At 40.0% G+C, this 16700-nt stretch carries 16 protein-coding genes; all 16 read left to right on the top strand.

Going from position 1 to position 16700, the window contains the following annotated elements; all coding sequences use genetic code 11:
- Positions 1-17 precede the first annotated feature (17 nt).
- The gene (locus tag VZ94_RS02890; RefSeq protein ID WP_045778094.1) at positions 18-242 is read left to right on the top strand and encodes a hypothetical protein; all 225 of its coding nucleotides are present in this window, start codon (positions 18-20) and stop codon (positions 240-242) included.
- A 450-nt stretch (positions 243-692) separates the two neighbouring features.
- The gene (locus VZ94_RS02885) at positions 693-2132 is read left to right on the top strand and encodes a mannose-1-phosphate guanylyltransferase/mannose-6-phosphate isomerase (RefSeq protein WP_045778093.1); all 1440 of its coding nucleotides are present in this window, start codon (positions 693-695) and stop codon (positions 2130-2132) included.
- 165 nt (positions 2133-2297) lie between these two features.
- Positions 2298-3950, top strand: a complete 1653-nt coding sequence (locus VZ94_RS02880; protein ID WP_045778092.1) for a hypothetical protein — start codon at positions 2298-2300, stop codon at positions 3948-3950.
- A 79-nt stretch (positions 3951-4029) separates the two neighbouring features.
- On the top strand, positions 4030-5037 hold the full coding sequence (locus VZ94_RS02875; protein ID WP_204369027.1) for a glycosyltransferase family 2 protein: 1008 nt from the start codon (positions 4030-4032) through the stop codon (positions 5035-5037).
- A 23-nt stretch (positions 5038-5060) separates the two neighbouring features.
- Positions 5061-6602, top strand: a complete 1542-nt coding sequence (locus VZ94_RS02870; RefSeq protein ID WP_204369026.1) for a hypothetical protein — start codon at positions 5061-5063, stop codon at positions 6600-6602.
- A 151-nt stretch (positions 6603-6753) separates the two neighbouring features.
- Entirely contained in the window at positions 6754-8334 is a 1581-nt protein-coding gene (locus tag VZ94_RS02865) for a hypothetical protein (protein ID WP_045778089.1), read from the top strand.
- A gap of 9 nt (positions 8335-8343) precedes the next feature.
- On the top strand, positions 8344-8988 hold the full coding sequence (locus tag VZ94_RS02860; RefSeq protein WP_045778088.1) for a sulfotransferase domain-containing protein: 645 nt from the start codon (positions 8344-8346) through the stop codon (positions 8986-8988).
- 59 nt (positions 8989-9047) lie between these two features.
- Complete coding sequence (locus VZ94_RS02855) at positions 9048-9740, top strand: glycosyltransferase family protein (RefSeq protein ID WP_045778087.1); 693 nt, start codon at positions 9048-9050, stop codon at positions 9738-9740.
- A 114-nt stretch (positions 9741-9854) separates the two neighbouring features.
- Complete coding sequence (locus VZ94_RS02850) at positions 9855-10832, top strand: GSCFA domain-containing protein (RefSeq protein WP_082081349.1); 978 nt, start codon at positions 9855-9857, stop codon at positions 10830-10832.
- Positions 10833-11272: 440 nt separating this feature from the next.
- On the top strand, positions 11273-11944 hold the full coding sequence (locus VZ94_RS02845) for a GSCFA domain-containing protein (protein ID WP_045778085.1): 672 nt from the start codon (positions 11273-11275) through the stop codon (positions 11942-11944).
- On the top strand, positions 11865-12311 hold the full coding sequence (locus VZ94_RS24145) for a GSCFA domain-containing protein (RefSeq protein WP_082081347.1): 447 nt from the start codon (positions 11865-11867) through the stop codon (positions 12309-12311). Before VZ94_RS02845 ends, VZ94_RS24145 begins: the two co-directional genes overlap by 80 nt.
- Before the next feature lie 106 nt (positions 12312-12417).
- Positions 12418-13353: a GSCFA domain-containing protein gene (locus tag VZ94_RS02835; protein WP_045778083.1), complete on the top strand. Its 936-nt coding sequence runs from the start codon at positions 12418-12420 to the stop codon at positions 13351-13353.
- Positions 13354-13582: 229 nt separating this feature from the next.
- The gene (locus VZ94_RS02830) at positions 13583-13981 is read left to right on the top strand and encodes a hypothetical protein (RefSeq protein WP_131655457.1); all 399 of its coding nucleotides are present in this window, start codon (positions 13583-13585) and stop codon (positions 13979-13981) included.
- Between the two features lie 67 nt (positions 13982-14048).
- The gene (locus VZ94_RS02825) at positions 14049-15287 is read left to right on the top strand and encodes a S8 family peptidase (protein ID WP_052700164.1); all 1239 of its coding nucleotides are present in this window, start codon (positions 14049-14051) and stop codon (positions 15285-15287) included.
- Positions 15268-15849, top strand: a complete 582-nt coding sequence (locus VZ94_RS22105) for a S8 family serine peptidase (protein WP_052700163.1) — start codon at positions 15268-15270, stop codon at positions 15847-15849. Before VZ94_RS02825 ends, VZ94_RS22105 begins: the two co-directional genes overlap by 20 nt.
- The gene (locus VZ94_RS02820; protein ID WP_204369025.1) at positions 15830-16348 is read left to right on the top strand and encodes an FG-GAP repeat domain-containing protein; all 519 of its coding nucleotides are present in this window, start codon (positions 15830-15832) and stop codon (positions 16346-16348) included. The genes VZ94_RS22105 and VZ94_RS02820 overlap by 20 nt, the downstream gene beginning before the upstream one ends.
- The last annotated feature ends 352 nt before the right edge of the window (positions 16349-16700 follow it).

Raw genomic sequence — 16700 nt, 5'->3', positions numbered from 1 at the left:
GTTATGAAGCGTTTAATTTGACTACGTTTACGTTAAATTTCTTAGCCACTACCTTTACACTCAGCGATGCGGATAGCACGACGACAGCGACAGCAGATTTTTCTGACGGTAGTTTTTTAGGTGTCAATTTTTTACTTGATGCTTTAAGCATATTCCAACCGAATTTTGCGTTAATCCCTGGAGTAATCGACAGTTCCGATGCATATTTTTGCCTATACCAATTCGACTGTTACAGGCAATGACGGTTATGGATCAATCACTTATCAAAAATCATCGATTTCCAGCATACCGCTACCGGCCACATTTTGGCTGTTTATACCGGCTTTCATAGGGACGATGTTACTATCAAGAAGGCAACCGATGACTAGAATGGGCTAACAGCTTTAAACCAGGGGAGCACATAGCTCTGCCCACTCAAGATGGAGCACTTTTAATTTTAGCTGGTAGGGCTATACCATTATTGCGGCAGGGATTGCCGGAATAACGGTTCCTTAAATTGTGGTTATAAATTGGGGTCAGAGTAATTTAAATAACAGGTGCTAGCGGTCAAAACTTTACTGTTCTCTGGCCCAAGTTATTTCCATGCGGTCTTTACTGGTAATCAATATTTGTGACTGATAGACTATTTCAATCTGCTCTAAGATAGCTTGTAAAGTTCTTAGAGTCGTCATAAACCCCTGGTGGAGTCAATAATGACGCAATATCCCACAATAATCCCCGTTATTTTATCGGGCGGCGCTGGTACCCGGTTATGGCCTATATCGCGTGAAGGCCACCCTAAACCGTTTATGAAATTACACGACCAGCAATCGCTGATTGAAAAAACCTATCGCCGTGCTTTAGCGATTGCCCACAACCAATCGGTATTAACGATTACCAAGCGTGACTATTATTTTGCTTGTAAAGATGAGCTTAATCATGCTTCTGACCATAAGGCGAATGGTTTTTTTCTATTAGAGCCGTTTGGCAGAAACACCGCGCCAGCGATTGCGTTAGCCGCGCTATATGTAGCTGAACAATTTGGTGAAAATGCGTTGATGCTGGTATTAGCCTCGGATCATCTGATACAAAATCAACTGGAATTCAATCAAGCCGTACAAGATGCGAGTGCGCTGGCACAACAAGGTTATTTGGTTACTTTTGGCATTAAACCAACTGCTCCTGAAACAGGATTTGGTTATATTGAAGCAGGTTCTGCTATCGGTGCGGGCTTTAAAGTACAGCGTTTCGTAGAAAAACCCTCACTAGAGATTGCGAAACAATACTTAGCGGCCGGTAATTATTCATGGAACTCAGGTATGTTTTGTTTCAGTGCAACCAGTTTGCTGACTGAAATGGTGTTACATGCGCCAGATATTTTTAATGTTGCTAAGGAATGTTATCAAGCCACTCAAGCGTGCAAAAATACGGAATTGTTTGTTGAATTTGACGCCGACAGTTTCAGCCGTTTTAACGATGTGTCAATCGATTACGCGTTGATGGAAAAATCTGAACGCGTGGCAATGATTCAAGCGACTTTTGATTGGAGTGATATTGGTTCGTGGGACGCTGTGGCGGGCTTATTACCGGCAGATAGCAACGGTAACCGGCTTAATGGCGATATTGCGGTGTTAAATGTCAATGATTGTTTCATCCATAGCTCATCTAGGGTGATTGGCGCGATTGGTTTAGAGCATTTAATAGTTGTTGATACTCCTGATGCCTTATTAATCGCTAATAGAGCTCAGCTACAAGATGTTAAGCATATCGTAACTAGATTAAAGTCCGACGGCCACGAAGCGGCAACAACGCATAAGACCGTGTTAAGACCGTGGGGCAGTTATACGGTGTTAGAAGAAGGTGAACGCTTTAAAATTAAGCGCTTACAAGTCAATAGCGGTTGCTCATTATCACTTCAAATGCATTATCATCGTAGCGAGCATTGGGTCGTTGTCAGTGGTACCGCTAAAGTCGTGCTTGATGACAGAGAGTTTTTATTAAACACTAACGAATCAACGTTTATTCCTGCAGGGCATAGACATCGCTTAGCTAATCCTGGCATTATGAACTTAGTGATGATAGAAGTACAAAGCGGCGATTATGTTGGTGAAGATGATATTGTGCGGTTTGAGGATACTTACGGTAGGGTATAGCTGACGGTCTTGTTATTAACTGCTCTATTGCGCGTATGAATCCAGGCAATTAGAATGCCTATCAAGCGCAAATTTTTTTAGAACCATTCTCTAACTGGATTAGCGTGGAAACGATAATTCAGGAGGTTGTTATCAACCAAATCCTACATGTATGGAAATCATTGAATGATTAATAAGCAACAAAAAATTAATATCCATGTTTTGCCGGCTATAACCGATGTTGACGCGTCAATTTTAGCCTCGCAATCAAATTCATCGCCTCAGGTTGAACCATTAATTATACGCACTCAGGCTAATCAAGTAGCCTGTGCGTTAATGATTGAAAGCGCATTTATTGAAGATTCAAAACTGGAAATTCGTGGTTGGAGCGTAGGTCATTGTGCTTTTAAATTACTTGCTAACGATCAAGAGATTCAATACCAGTTAACTCGCAAAATCCGTAAAGATGTAGCCAGCACATTAGCAGTTATCGAGTCTGACGGTGGATTTGGCTTTTGTATTAAAGCTCAGGTAGAACTAGAACATAATACGTTGATATGGGCAATTGAATTTGATGGCAAAACATTGAGTTATCGTTTTCCATTACAAATAGCTGGCACATTAGAATCTGACGACACAGATAATGTAGCTCATGATGACTCTGGCAATAATAGCTCGGTTGAACAAAAGCTAACGGCTGAAGGCAAAGCCTGTTTTGATGGTTTTGTTGGCCCTATTGGTATGGGCTGGGCTTTTAGTAAGCAAGCAATGCCTGTTACGGTTAACGTTTTCTTAGGCCAAGCATTTATCGGCAAAATTAAGCCAGGTGTAGCTAGGGAAGATGTAAAAGCCGCCTTTGGCTTAGACGAAAATAAGGTTGGTTTTACTGCGATGCTAGGTGGGGTATTGCAATTTTCTCTTATCAGCCAGGGCTGTAAATCGTTAAGTCTTTATCGTGCCGGTGAACCTAAGAGTCCATTAAGTGTTAACCTTGAACCTCATCAAGCTGAAGCATTAACGTTTTCTCCACTGAGAGCGTTTCACCGCTACGAAGGCGGGTTGCCATTAGGTGTGCCTCGTAGTCTGCGTTTTTTGTCGAATTTAGAGGTGAATTTATTATTCGATATAGCGGGTGGTGATGCTGTCAAGGAGACTAAATTTTTACTGGATTTTTATCAAGAAGTAGAGCCAGGCGTATTAACTAGACTGGAGCGATTTGATATTGCGACTATCGAGCAAGTCATTAATCTTAGATTTAAATTAATATCAAGATCTGCTCCGGTTCTTATCGTTGCGGCTGATAAAGAGCAAACTATCGTGCTAACTGATGCTATTTTAGTGCCTGAGTTATTCCACGATAAGAACTTACCTTTAATCGACTATCACAGTATGTTAGGGGGTGGAAAGTCTTATTTTGACGAAATAGCGAAGTTAACGCGAAATCAGTTGGATTTTGTTATTAAACACAATCAAATGCTACCAGTTGCGGATAAAAGTACGCCTCATAAGCTGAACACCGCATTGATTATTTTCGCCCGCGAAGATCTTGATCCTATTATCAGGACTGAATATGAAGATTATCAACTTCTTAGTCAATCTGTTTTCTTTTTAGAACGCGACGGTTTTGTACAATTATCCGAGCAACAATCGGTAGCTTTTAGCGAGCTGGTTGACAATTCTGATGCCGATTATTTTCTGTTTTTAGAAGCTCAAGCGACATTACGCCCTGATTTCTGGGCAATTTTGGCGCAATGTCACTATAAAACTGATTTGTCCAATGCATTAATTTACTGGGACTATTTACTAGCCTCATCCATAGAAACGCCCTTATCTGATTAAACAACCTTTATTGTTAAATCCTGAATTCCGTAACCATGTATTGTTATTTAAAAATAGCGTTATTGTTGGCAAAAATTTATTGAAAACAGCGCTTGCTAAGCGGGCATCTGATTTTAAATCGGGACAGCTACGCATTGAACATGCGTTTTGCGACACTGATGCGAGTCAAGTCATACGCATACCGTATGTTATGGAAAGTTCGCGTATTGGTTTGACGATTCCTAGGCTTAAAGAAGCCTGGGAAAACCAAGTGGCGATAGATTTTGCTCCTCCGTCTGAAGAACATAGATTCCAGCAAACCGGTGGCATTTCTATCATTATCAATTATCGCAACTCCGAACAAGACACTTTGCGTTGTTTAGATGCGATTCGATTACAACGCTTTTCAGGCCATCTTGAAATTATTTTAGTCAATAACGGTTCTGTTCCTAGTATTGTTGAAAGCGTTTATAGCAAAGCTATCGCATTATTTGGTTTTGATGCTGTTAAAACCATCGACTATAACCAAACATTTAACCATAGCAGGCAGTGTAATTTAGCCGCCAAGCTCGCTACACAAGAATTTTTGCTTATGTTGTCGAATGACTCGGTGTTAATTTCACCCGATGCATTAGCGATGGCACGGGAAATTACTGCCATACCCTGGGTAGGTACTTGTAGTTTCCGTGTAATTGGGCGTAGAAATAATAAACTAAGTTTGCAATCTCTGGGTTTAGCGGCAAATAGGCGCAGTGATTTACTGGCGGGCGGCCCATTTTTAGTTACCCATCTTGCTCCTGATTTTATGGTAGACACTACCATAGAAGTCATAGGTAATACTTTTGCGGTCGTGTTATTAAGGCGCGACCTTTATTTGGAGTTAGGCGGTTTAGATGAAGATATATTTCCAACCAACTATAATGATGTTGATTTTAGTTTGCGTGCCAGTGCGCAAGGCTATAAACACGTGGTCATAGGTGCTGCTGTGGTTGAGCACTTAGGTCGAGGCTCTAGGGAGTATGATTTAGATTTGCCTATTGAACAAGCTATTTTTGATCGAGCACCGCCATTAAGCGCATTAACGGCAATAGGGACAATTAAACTTTAAGCGGAATAACAACAATGGCGACCATGCTCGAATCTACTCCCGATGTGTATTGGGTATTATCAGATGTCAGCGATAAAAACGCTGGTTACAGATTGCGTATTTACCCGATATGCCAGAAATTAATCGCGTTAGGCGTGAATTTACAAATCCTCTCCGAACAGGAGTTAGCGCAACAAATTACCAAAATCGCTAAAAACGCTACCACGGTTATTAGTTCCAAGCCAGGCAACACTCGATTCTATTTATGTTTGAAATATTTAAAACAAAATAATATTCGGGTTATTATCGATTTATTTGACAATTATTTTAGTTGGTCGCCGTTAATTCACCATTATGGCGTTTATTGGAATTGGCTAAGAATATTAAATTTGGCTTCAGATGTTATTGTTAGCACATCGTTTTTAAAAAATTCATTAGAGCATCTTACTAACACCAAGATTCGTTTAATTTCTGATCCTTTACCAGGCATTCTTGATAAAGACCTGGTGCCTGACAATCAGGCGTGGGCTAAATGGCAGAGCCCTAGCCGCATTGAATTATTATGGTTTGGAATTAGTAGTAACCCATATTACAGCGTTGGTTTAGATGACTTACTATCATGGGTAAATGTTGTTGAGGCCATTACTAAGCAGTTGAATCATAAATTTGACCTATCATTGACCATTTGCACAAAATCAGTGGCTGATATTGAGGTTGTTTTACATGTATTTAATCGATATGGCATTAACACCCGGTTTGTGGAATGGGCTGAAGACGTATGCGATAGTCTGCTTGAAGCGTCCCATATCGTATTGATACCAACAAAACTTAATGGCTTCAGCTTAAGTAAAACTCATAACCGTTGTAGTGATGCGCTAGCTAGACGCTGTTTGGTATTGACAAGCCCAAACAGCCCTTACTATCAATATGGAAGCGCTGTACTGTATTCAGTGAATCAGTTATGTCATCTGTTACTAACACTAGAACAATCGACTATTAAAAACTTAATCAACTCAAGTTTGCAGCGTATTAATGATTTAATCGATTTTGACAATTTAGTGACTCAATTCGGCTTAGAGATAACTCAGAATATTACGCCCTCTACCGTCCCAGTGTGTTCTAATGCCCATACTAGGTCTGTTCTTATCGCTTGTCGTACTAATATTGACGCTATCAAATTTTCTAGGACGATTGATTATTTTGTTGCTTCATTTGAAGGGTCAGGACTTAAAGCGAACTTTGATATTTACCTGCAATCTTTTGACCTTGAGTCACAAACAATAAAGCTAGTATTTTCTGACAAAGCGTATGATTATTTTACGAGTTCAATCATAGGAAACATTGATTTGGAATGGTCGGGTAATAAGAGTAACCTTGTTTTTATAACTGATTTTTGGCGGTTCGTATTTGATATAACTTCATTATCTTGCGTAATAACAATGCCAAACAGTGCTAATTGTTTGCTAGAACTCAGTACGATTGCCCGTATGACATGTTTTCACAGCAATCATTTAGATTTATGGATTTCAATGCATGTTGAAATTTTGTGTAAACTCTTAAAACTTTTTGAATGTGATAGAGATTGATATAGCAGGGGATAGCTATCATGCTGGCAGCCTTATGTCAATATTTGCGCGCCAGAATTAGCGCAATCTAAGCGAGTACTCACTGAGCTTTGGGGAACTTATCTAGCCATGAAATTGATTTAGGACGGCCTATGATCCAGGATGGTAATTTATGACCAGTATTCAACCATTAATCGTTAACGCAAAAAAAACGATATTTAGTTTAGCTCATTCAATAGAGAAAAATAGTGTACTCACTATCTTCGCTAGTCCTAACCGACAATCCATCAATATAGAGCTATTGGCAGCTTTAGGGTGTGAGCGTTGTACTGTATGGTCTGCTGAGCACATTAATTTTCTACTTATAGACGGCTTGTCACAGGCTGACTTAAAACTTATTAGAGCAGAATATCCTATTGCTTTTATTCAAAGTTTAAATAGCTCAATAGCGGGTTTTCCAGACGATGATTTGTTGCAACAGTTACCCCATTATCGTTTCAAAGTCTTTTGCTCTTTTTCTGCTGAACGACTAATAATTAATCGCCTTAACAATTATTCATTAATATCTCGCAAAGAGTTTTTGTTGAGTGATTATGCGCGCTTAGCGAGCTATCCCGCGTTGGATAGTCAATCCCCTCGTTCTAGTTATCATTCAACTCAATCTCCTGTAACCACACTATTTATTTTGGATTTAATCCAAGATTTCGAAATATTACGTGCGTTAATTTTAAGAGCTGCTTTACCTTATAGTCCGTTAAAACCGGTTGTTGCTATCTCTAATCGGATTATTAAGCATGGCTCTTATTTATTAAAAGAGATTATGAATGTTTTAGAAACATTTAATATTTCTTGGTTTACCCCGTCTGGCCCAGTAGATATTGCCAATGCGTTATCAGGTAAGCAGTCTGCGTTGATTACAGCATCAGAGTCTAATGCGGCAGCACACGCTTTAAGCCACAAAACCTGCTTAATCGCGCCACCTGGTACGATTAAGATAACTATACAACACGGTTACGAGTGCATTGGTCTACGTCATCATCGATCACATGATTATGCTTTTAGAGTAAATCCAGTACGATTTGCATCTGATTATATTCTGACTTGGGCAGACGAAGACCAATTGCCGAATTTGCACCCTATGGAACGGCATAAATGTATTCCAGTCGGCGTTGTCAAGCAATTTGCAGAAGATGTCTCGGTACAGCTGGAATCTGGCGATTTTAAAAACGATTCGCAATCACAAAAAGACCACTGTGTTTACGATATGTTGGTGGCTGAAAACTTACATTCAGTCCGCTTTAGTCATCCTAGTAAATACCAACGACTGCTTAATTTTATTAATGACGCGAATGTGTCAGAGCAAGTAAAATTGACCATACGTTCTCACCCAGCGGCTCGAACCCTGGAATTAAAACCAGAAACTAAAGATAAATATCGCTTTCTTTCAGGAGCATTATCGTTTGATAGGGTTGCGCTCTACGACGCGTTAATCAGTCCGCCTTCAACTATTTTGTTAGACGCTGCTATGGCGGGAGTGCCAGCGTTTGTTTGGTCAGATAACTCACTGACTGGGGACGCAGTGAATTATGATGGCTTGTTGAGCGTCGCTGACTTTGCGGATTTGCAACAAGTATTTGCGTCGTCATTAGCGCATCAACAAGTCAGTAACTTTGCATGGGCCTTGCGCAATACTAAGGCACTAAATGGAACACCTAAGGCTTGGAATACCATTCTGCGTTTACTGAATGTTTAACTCATTACTATGACCACATACGACTCTGGCATTCAGTTTATTGCTCATGGTGACCAGCAAAAATTTCGTAAAGCATTAATTACCGGCTTGGGCCGTAGCGGTACTTCTGCAGTAGCGTCAATTTTTCATCATATTGGTTTTTTTTTAGGCACAGAAGCCAACGCTCCTATTTATGAAGATATTTTATTACGCACAGCACTCAGCGAAGGTCGAATAGAAGACATTTTGTCTTCGTTGAGTCATGACAGCGAGCGCTACCCGTTGTTTGCTTGGAAAGACCCTAAATTGTTCTCCGATACAGCGAGTACGCTCATAGAATCGCTTAATAATGATTGGTTGTTAGTGTTGGTTTTTAGAGATCCTGTCGCTATTGCGCTGCGTAGGGTTTATCAAGAAAACGCAGCATTTCTGCATTACCTTGATAGAGCAGTGCATTTTCAAAACAAATTAGCTAGGTTTGCCAACAAGAGTAATAAGCCTTTATTGCTTATTTCGTATGAAAAATTGTTAACCCAACCGGAGCGGGTTATAAAAGGAATATTAGAGTTTATAGACTATAAAGCAGAGCAAAATGTCGATGTTATCGATGTACAAAACAAAATTCGCATGGACAAAGAAAATTATAAATCTCATGCTGCGCGAAAAATAAATTAATCAAACATAATTTATTACAAAATACAGACGTTATCGCTACTTATGAAAGGAACTAACTAATGATAAATATATTTATAGGCTTCGATCCCAGAGAAGCGGTCGTTTTTCATGTGTGCTCTAATAGTTTAATTCGTCATGCCAGCCAACCAGTTAGCATTAGCCCTTTAGCGCTAAAAAATCTTAGAGCTTATTCAGAAACACATAATGACGGTAGCAATCAATTTATTTATAGCCGGTTTTTGGTGCCGCATTTAATGAATTACACAGGCTGGGCTATTTTTATGGATGGCGATATGTTGCTACGCGATGATATTGCTAAGCTTTGGGCTTTACGTGACGAAAGTAAAGCCGTTTTATGTGTGCATCATGATTACAAAACCAAAGCACATGACAAATATTTAGGTTGTAAAAACGACGATTATCCACGTAAAAATTGGTCTAGCGTGGTACTTTGGAATTGTGGTCATCCAGCGAATCGGGCGGTCACGCCTGAGTTTATTATGAGTGCAACAGGTGCGCAATTACACCGGTTTACTTGGCTTGACGATAATTTAATCGGTGAATTGCCTATTGTTTGGAATTGGTTACCCGATGAATTTGGTGCCAATTCGGATGCTAAACTCATACACTGGACTTTAGGAGCGCCGTGTTTTCATGAGTATGCGAGTGTGCCAATGGCTGCAGAGTGGCACAGAGAAAAGCAACTAGCCAATTTCTGTTTGCAGAGAGTAATTGAGGGGCCATTCGATTAGAAGAGCTGTTAATAGGCTCAGATGCTTTTTCTTTTATATTGCAAAAGCAGATTGTATAAGCCATATGGCGTAAAGCATGATGGTATTAAATTTTTACTGACTAATTTATAAAATATGAAAGAAAAAAATCTATTTATGTCTTGGAACAATTCTAAGTCTTCCAGCCAATTGAGTAGTGATAGCAGATCTGCTAGTACAAGAATATTTGATGGATTTTATGAGCCTAAAAATATTGCGCTAAAGCAAAAATTTTCCAGAGATGTTAGTATCTTTACCATGGGTTCATGCTTTGCTAGAGAATTAGAGTCAGCTTTTAGTGCTGATGGCTTTAATATTCTCAGTATGGATAATGAATCATTACAACAAGCTGATTTTGTTGATAAAAGTAAAGGCGTTCCTACTTCGGGTTTTTTTCATCGCTATAACATTCCCGCAATGTTACAAGAATTTCAGCGTTCGTTTGGCGAAATAAATTTCATAGAAGAATCAAGCTTATTAGTTGAATCACAAGCAGAGCACTTTGTTGATTTAAATTACAGTGACAATACAACTAGGCTGAATCTACAAGGCGCTTTACAAAGAAGAGAAGTTGGCAAAAGGTTAGTTCAAAGAGCGGCTAAGGCTGACATTATTATTTTAACGTTAGGACTTACCGAAGCATGGTTGTATAAGCCTGATAATCTTTACGCTAATACAGTACCCGCAGATTACCTAATTAAACATAGGCACGACTTTGAGTTTGTTCAAGTAAGCTATGATGACAATCTTGCTATGCTAGAACGTTTGTATAGTTTGCTGTGTAAGCATCATGCAACAGGAAACTTTAATTTAATATTAACGGTTTCTCCAGTGCCTTTAAGACACACATTTAGCCAAGAAGACATTGTTATAGCGAATATGTACGCAAAATCGACTTTGCGAACGGTTGCTACTGAGTTCCTAAAAGGAAAAGATAATGTGACATATTTTCCCAGCTATGAAATTGCCATGTACTCACATAGAGACTTGGTTTGGCGTCCTGATAGGGTCCATATTAATAAAGAATGCGTTCGTTTTATTATTCAAGTGTTTAGAAATAACTATATCGAATAAGTTATTCATGTCGCACTGACCGGTAACAGTCATCGCTTAGACAGCTATCTGGCAGTAGAATCAACAGCCTGAGCGGCGATGGCAACAAACGCTATACTCTGAACGTTCAAATTTTCGGTTTTTTTAAGTAGGGTACGCTGTGCGTACCATTAAAAAAAAATCGTATTTTCTCTCTTTTTCTCTAAAAAATAGCGGGCTACCCACTTAAGACGGGACAATACTAAGCCGGGACAGGGCATTCAGAGCGCAGGACGCCGTAAATACGTTCCTGTAGGCTTGGCGGCAGCATCCCTGCTGCCGACACCTGCTCTCGTGTGCCCTGTCCCGGCTTAAGTGGGTAGCCTAAACTTAAGACAACTCTGCTCGATTTCTCTAAAATTCAAATGTCATTATTTAGAAAAGTCAAGGTGTTCTGATAAGCACTAACTGAAAACATTAACTTGAAAATAAAATCCATTGAAAATATGAAAATTATTAACGCTAAAGATGCCTTAGGAATTACTAAAGGTAATAATTATAAAGCCTGGAATAAGTCGTCATCATCTAGCTTGCTTAGCGAACACCCCAATGATGCTAGCCGACGAATTCATGATGGTTTTGCTGAGGTTATTCCTAAATACTCAGGCTTAAAGCTAACTACCGATGCCCCTGTTTTTGCTATGGGCTCATGCTTTGCGAGAGAAATCGAGTCTGCATTAATTCGCAAAGGTGGGAATGTAGTAAGTTTAGATGAATCGATTCAAAGGCCTGAGTTTTATGATGGCGAAGGCAATGTCCGCAGTGGTTTTTTTCATCGATTTACACCGAGGTCAATTTGGCAAGAATTTATGTGGTGTTTTGATGAGCTTGATAATTGGCAGCATGATTCACTAATATGGGGCAGCGGTGAAAGTGAAAGAAATGATTTGAATTATTGGAAAGTGCCTGGCTGTGATCGTTCTTTGGAGGCAATTATGACAAGACGGACGGTTGCAAGAAACTTGGTAAGAAACGCGGTAAAAGCAGATGTGATTATTTTAACTCTAGGCCTTATTGAAGCGTGGTACCACAAGCCTTCAAAATCTGTATGCAAATTATGGCGACCCTACGTTATTAGCAAGATATTCGTCTGAGTTTGAGTTACATTTATTAGATATTCAAGATACATTAACTTGTTTAGAAGAAATTTACCGTTTACTTCACAAAAAACATCAAACAGGTAAATTCCGTTTGGTGATAACGGTTTCTCCAGTTCCATTGCAGTCAACGTTTACTGGGCTCGATATTATCATTGCAAATACGGCCTCAAAAGCAGTCTTGCGAGCTGCAGCCGCTGAGTTTGTTGAAAAATATGATGATGTAGATTATTTCCCAAGCTTTGAAATAGTTAATAATTCTGCTCATAGTCTCGCATGGCGACCAGATAGGTTGCATGTAAATCCGGAAATGGTTAGGCATATTGTGGACACGTTTTATCGAACTTATTTTCAAACGCTTTAGTTCATAATGGACTGTCTCTGCACTTTTGTAGGTAGCCTAGATTTTGGTAATTCCTGTCAAGATAACAACTTGTGTGAAAACCCAGGTTTTCAATTTTGAGGTTTAAATGATTTTCGACTTTGTTCAAGCTACTAAAAACGCTTCATTAAATCAAAGCGGTAGAAAATTTCCTAAGCGAGATGATAGTCGCTGCCAAGATGGGTTGCTTTTTCCGGAATTTAAACCGAGTTTTAAATTAGAGCCTGGCGCGGCAATTTTTACGATAGGTTCTTGTTTTGCAAGAAATATTGAAGAAGTTTTGCTGCCATTAGGATTCAAATTGCCGACAGCTTCTTTTTCAGTACCTAAATCTGAATGGCCTGCACGTCCTAACGGATTGTTAAATGAATATAATCCAGGAACGATTGCACAAAGAATAGACGCAGCTTTAACAGATAAGCATTTTCCTGATGAAACTATTGTGGCATCAGGTTTGCTGTATGCTGATTTAATGCTACTAGGCACTGCACCCGATGTTTCCTTTGAACGAATTAAGGAGCGTCGGCAAGAAATTTTTAAGCTATATCAAAATTTGCCTCAATGTCCTTATGTGGTTATCACGCTTGGCTTTATAGAAGCCTGGTTCGATAATCAGACCCAATTATTTATTAATAGGCTTCCACCGAATACGTTGAAAGACCGGGAGCCAAACCGTTTTTTGCTTAAGATTTTGAGTGTTAAAGATAGCCTAGCATTACTCGAGCCTGCGGTAGATGCGTTATGTCAACGCGGCTGTAAAACGATATTGACTGTCTCGCCAGTACCTATTAAATCGACATTTTCAAAGTCAGATTGTGTTACCGCTAATGAGTATTCGAAGGCGGTGTTAAGAGTCTGCGCAGAAGAAATTTGTACTAATTTTAATAATGTTGATTATTTTCCTAGTTTTGAAATTGTTAGAAGCGGCGGGCTAATAAATTATATGCCTGATAATATTCATGTAAAAAGTGAAGTAGTAGAGAAAATTACTGCATTAATGTGTCAAAAATATTCTGAAGCATAGCAATGTATAAAGTAGTCCACTAAGAAAGCAAATTTAAGATGTTAATTATGTGCTTTAAATCAAAAATAGGATGTACAAGATTTTAGGATATGTCCATAATACTCGCCGGATGCTTCGTAACTAAATACTCCTTAAGTCAGTAAGTTAAGCACCCCCCAGTTTTTTTAGTATTTTTGACCATTGCGATTGATAAATTGGGTGTTTTCGATTGTTTATTTCGGGAAAATCTATGAAAAATATAAAGCTTATAAGCATGCTACTCAGTATGGGTAGCGTATACACGTTAAATGCAGCCCCGCTGGTTGGGGAAGCCGCCTTGCAGTCGCTTCAGCAAACGGTTATTAAAAATCACCCTGAGCTCACTCAACAAGTTAATAAAAATCAAAACAAACCGCATTTGTTCGCCAATGCTTTTCGCTATAACTCACCTTATAAAGAAGGTCGTGTCATTGTGCGTTTAAAAGCGGGCGTATCGCCCCAGACCTTCATTTATGGTATGGGTATAGCAAGTGTAAGTAAGAGCAAGAGTTTTCGACTAAACGAATCAATAAAAAAAAGCGGGTGTAACAGCCTCTCGCCATATCGTTGTCTTAGAATCTTCAACACTCACGACAAAAGAACTTATTAATCAGCTAAAGAATAACGCGTCAGTCGATTTAGTAGAGCCTGACTACTATTTATATACGCAAAGCACCTTGCCTAATGATAACTTGTTTTCAGAGCTATGGGGTATGAACAACACAGGGCAAACAGGAGGCACAGCCAATGCTGATATTAACGCACCTGAGGCATGGGATAGAATTACCGGTAATAGCTCTGTTACTGTTGGTATTATCGATACAGGAATTGATTATCGTCATGCTGATTTGCTCAATAATTTATGGCGCAATCTTAAAGAGTTTAAAGGCGTAGCGGGTGTAGATGACGATGGCAATGGCTATATTGATGATCTTTATGGAATAGATACTTATAATGGTGATAACGATCCACTCGATGATAATAGCCATGGTACGCATGTTGCCGGCACTATTGGTGGTGTGGGTAATAATGCGGAAGGTGTTACTGGAGTAGCTTGGAATGTAAAAATGGCTGCTTGCAAGTTTCTTAACGCAAGCGGTAATGGTGATACAAGCGGTGCTATTGAATGTATCAATTATTTTAATGGCCTAAGAGCGCAAGGCGAAAATATTGTTGCCACTAACAACTCATGGGGCGGTGGTGACTTTTCTCAACTACTCAAAGATGCTATCGATGCCAGTGCCACGGCAGGCATTTTGTTTATTGCAGCAGCGGGCAATGATACGAATAACAACGACTTAAATCCCTCTTACCCCGCCTCTTATGAATCAAGCAATATTATTGCAGTTGCAGCAACGGACCACACCGATTCATTGGCTGATTTTTCCAACTACGGTGCGACATCTGTGGATATTGCTGCACCTGGTGTCGATATTCTCAGTAGCGTATTAACCACATCAGGTTGCCCAGCTTTTAGCCCAGAAAGTGCAGCAGTCTATCATGATGGTTTTGAAGCAGGTTTAGGTCAATGGTCTTTATTAGGCTATCTAGGTTCTAATCCTATTTATAACAATCCTAGCTATTGGTGGCAGCAAAATAATGCCGTCAATCACACGGGTGCATCGTCTGCTTCGGATAGTTTAAGTGGAAATTATGCGAATAGTACAGTTTCCTCTATGACTAAAGGATTAAATCTTTCGGCGGTTAGTTCGCCTTTGTGTGGAGGGCTTTGGTTGAAAGGCCAAGCTGAGTACACATATGATTATTTATACATTTATCTTTCTAAAGATGGCGGTGCAACATGGGCGCAAACAATTGGCGCAACAGGAACATTCAGTGACTGGACAAAAGTGACGTTTGCTATTCCAGAGGACTTTAAAAACGTCAGGCTTTTTATTGTCTTTAGTAAGAGCTAATGATTCACTGGTTACCTATGCAGGTTATGAAGTCGATGATGTAGGTATTGGTAATAGTACCCAAAGTTTCGTTTCTAATTATGATTGGTATGAAGGCACCTCCATGGCAACGCCTCATGTCACTGGAGCCGTCGCATTAGCTGCGATGGCTTTTCCAAGTGAAAGCGTTGCTGCAAGAAAAACTAGGGTCTTAAGTAATGTAGATGTTGTTTCTGGGTTATCTGGTGTGGTATCAACAGGTGGACGTCTCAATGTCAATAAAATGGTTGCGAATGGCACAGATAACTTGCTTCGTTGGCCGGATTATAACAATGACGCAAAAGCTGACATCTTATGGCGACATAGTTCTACAGGAAGTAACGCGACTTGGTTTATGAATGGCGCTTCTGTTATCAGCAGCAATGGTATTACGCCAGTAACCGATTTAAGCTGGCGAATCGGCGGGACCCCTGATATGAACGGTGATGGCAAGGCTGATATTTTATGGAGAAACCATTCTAGCGGTAATAACCTCGTATGGTTTATGAATGGAATATCTGTTATTGGTTCTAGTAGCGTTTGAAGCCTTAGCTGACATCAACTGGCGCATAGTTGGAACACCAGATATGAATGGTGATGGCAAGCCAGACATTTTGTGGCGAAATCTTGCAACTGGCAGCAACATGGTTTGGTTTATGAATGGTAGCACGCGTATTGGCAGTAGTTCTATATTGTCAGTGGCTGACACTAACTGGCGAATTGTTGGTACTCCCGACATGAATAATGATGGCAAGCCGGATATCTTATGGCGGAACTACTCAAGTGGCAGTAATTATCTTTGGTATATGAATGGAATTACTCGTATTGATGCTAGTACGATTCCGTCCGTATTAGATATAAACTGGCGAGTTGTTGGAACGCCAGATATGAATAGAGACGGCAAACCCGATATTTTATGGCGTAATTACTCTAGTGGTAGCAACCTTGTCTGGTTAATGAACGGCGTTAGCGTTATAGCTAATCAAGGATTCAGTGGGTTAAGTGATCTTAATTGGCGAATTGTAAACAACGGAGATTTTTAGCTATTTCTGAAGGCCAAAATCCAAGGAGGGATTTTCCCGCTTCAAAACGGTAATGACAGGTGCTATTTCATGAAGCGTTAACAGGCGAATTAAGCGTGATAGGATAATCGCGTTGGTCGCTACTAGTGACATATAAAGACACAAATTTTGGGTACCAACGTAAGGCGGGACAGGGTATTCAGGATGCATAACGCCAGGGATGGCGTGTAGTAGAGCAACGCAGGAGCAGTTGCCGGGGACGCCGTAAATACATCCCTGTAGGCTTGGTGGCAGCATGCCTGCTGCCAACACCTGGAACCACAAGGATGTGGTGAATGCAGAAAACGCACGACTGCAGGACGCAGGAGGTAGA

It is taken from the genome of Methylocucumis oryzae, assembly GCF_000963695.1.
Taxonomy (GTDB): domain Bacteria; phylum Pseudomonadota; class Gammaproteobacteria; order Methylococcales; family Methylomonadaceae; genus Methylovulum; species Methylovulum oryzae.
Note: the sequence above shows the minus strand (reverse complement) of the source record. Positions and strands in the feature narration are given on the sequence as shown.

What these genes read in the sequence shown, in the direction of transcription:
- VZ94_RS02885 (WP_045778093.1), top strand. Translation starts at nt 693, where the DNA reads ATGACGCAATATCCCACAATAATCCCCGTTATTTTATCGGGCGGCGCT.
- VZ94_RS02880 (WP_045778092.1), top strand. Translation starts at nt 2,298, where the DNA reads ATGATTAATAAGCAACAAAAAATTAATATCCATGTTTTGCCGGCTATA.
- VZ94_RS02870 (WP_204369026.1), top strand. Translation starts at nt 5,061, where the DNA reads ATGCTCGAATCTACTCCCGATGTGTATTGGGTATTATCAGATGTCAGC.
- VZ94_RS02865 (WP_045778089.1), top strand. Translation starts at nt 6,754, where the DNA reads ATGACCAGTATTCAACCATTAATCGTTAACGCAAAAAAAACGATATTT.
- VZ94_RS02860 (WP_045778088.1), top strand. Translation starts at nt 8,344, where the DNA reads ATGACCACATACGACTCTGGCATTCAGTTTATTGCTCATGGTGACCAG.
- VZ94_RS02855 (WP_045778087.1), top strand. Translation starts at nt 9,048, where the DNA reads ATGATAAATATATTTATAGGCTTCGATCCCAGAGAAGCGGTCGTTTTT.
- VZ94_RS02850 (WP_082081349.1), top strand. Translation starts at nt 9,855, where the DNA reads ATGAAAGAAAAAAATCTATTTATGTCTTGGAACAATTCTAAGTCTTCC.
- VZ94_RS02835 (WP_045778083.1), top strand. Translation starts at nt 12,418, where the DNA reads ATGATTTTCGACTTTGTTCAAGCTACTAAAAACGCTTCATTAAATCAA.
- VZ94_RS02830 (WP_131655457.1), top strand. Translation starts at nt 13,583, where the DNA reads ATGAAAAATATAAAGCTTATAAGCATGCTACTCAGTATGGGTAGCGTA.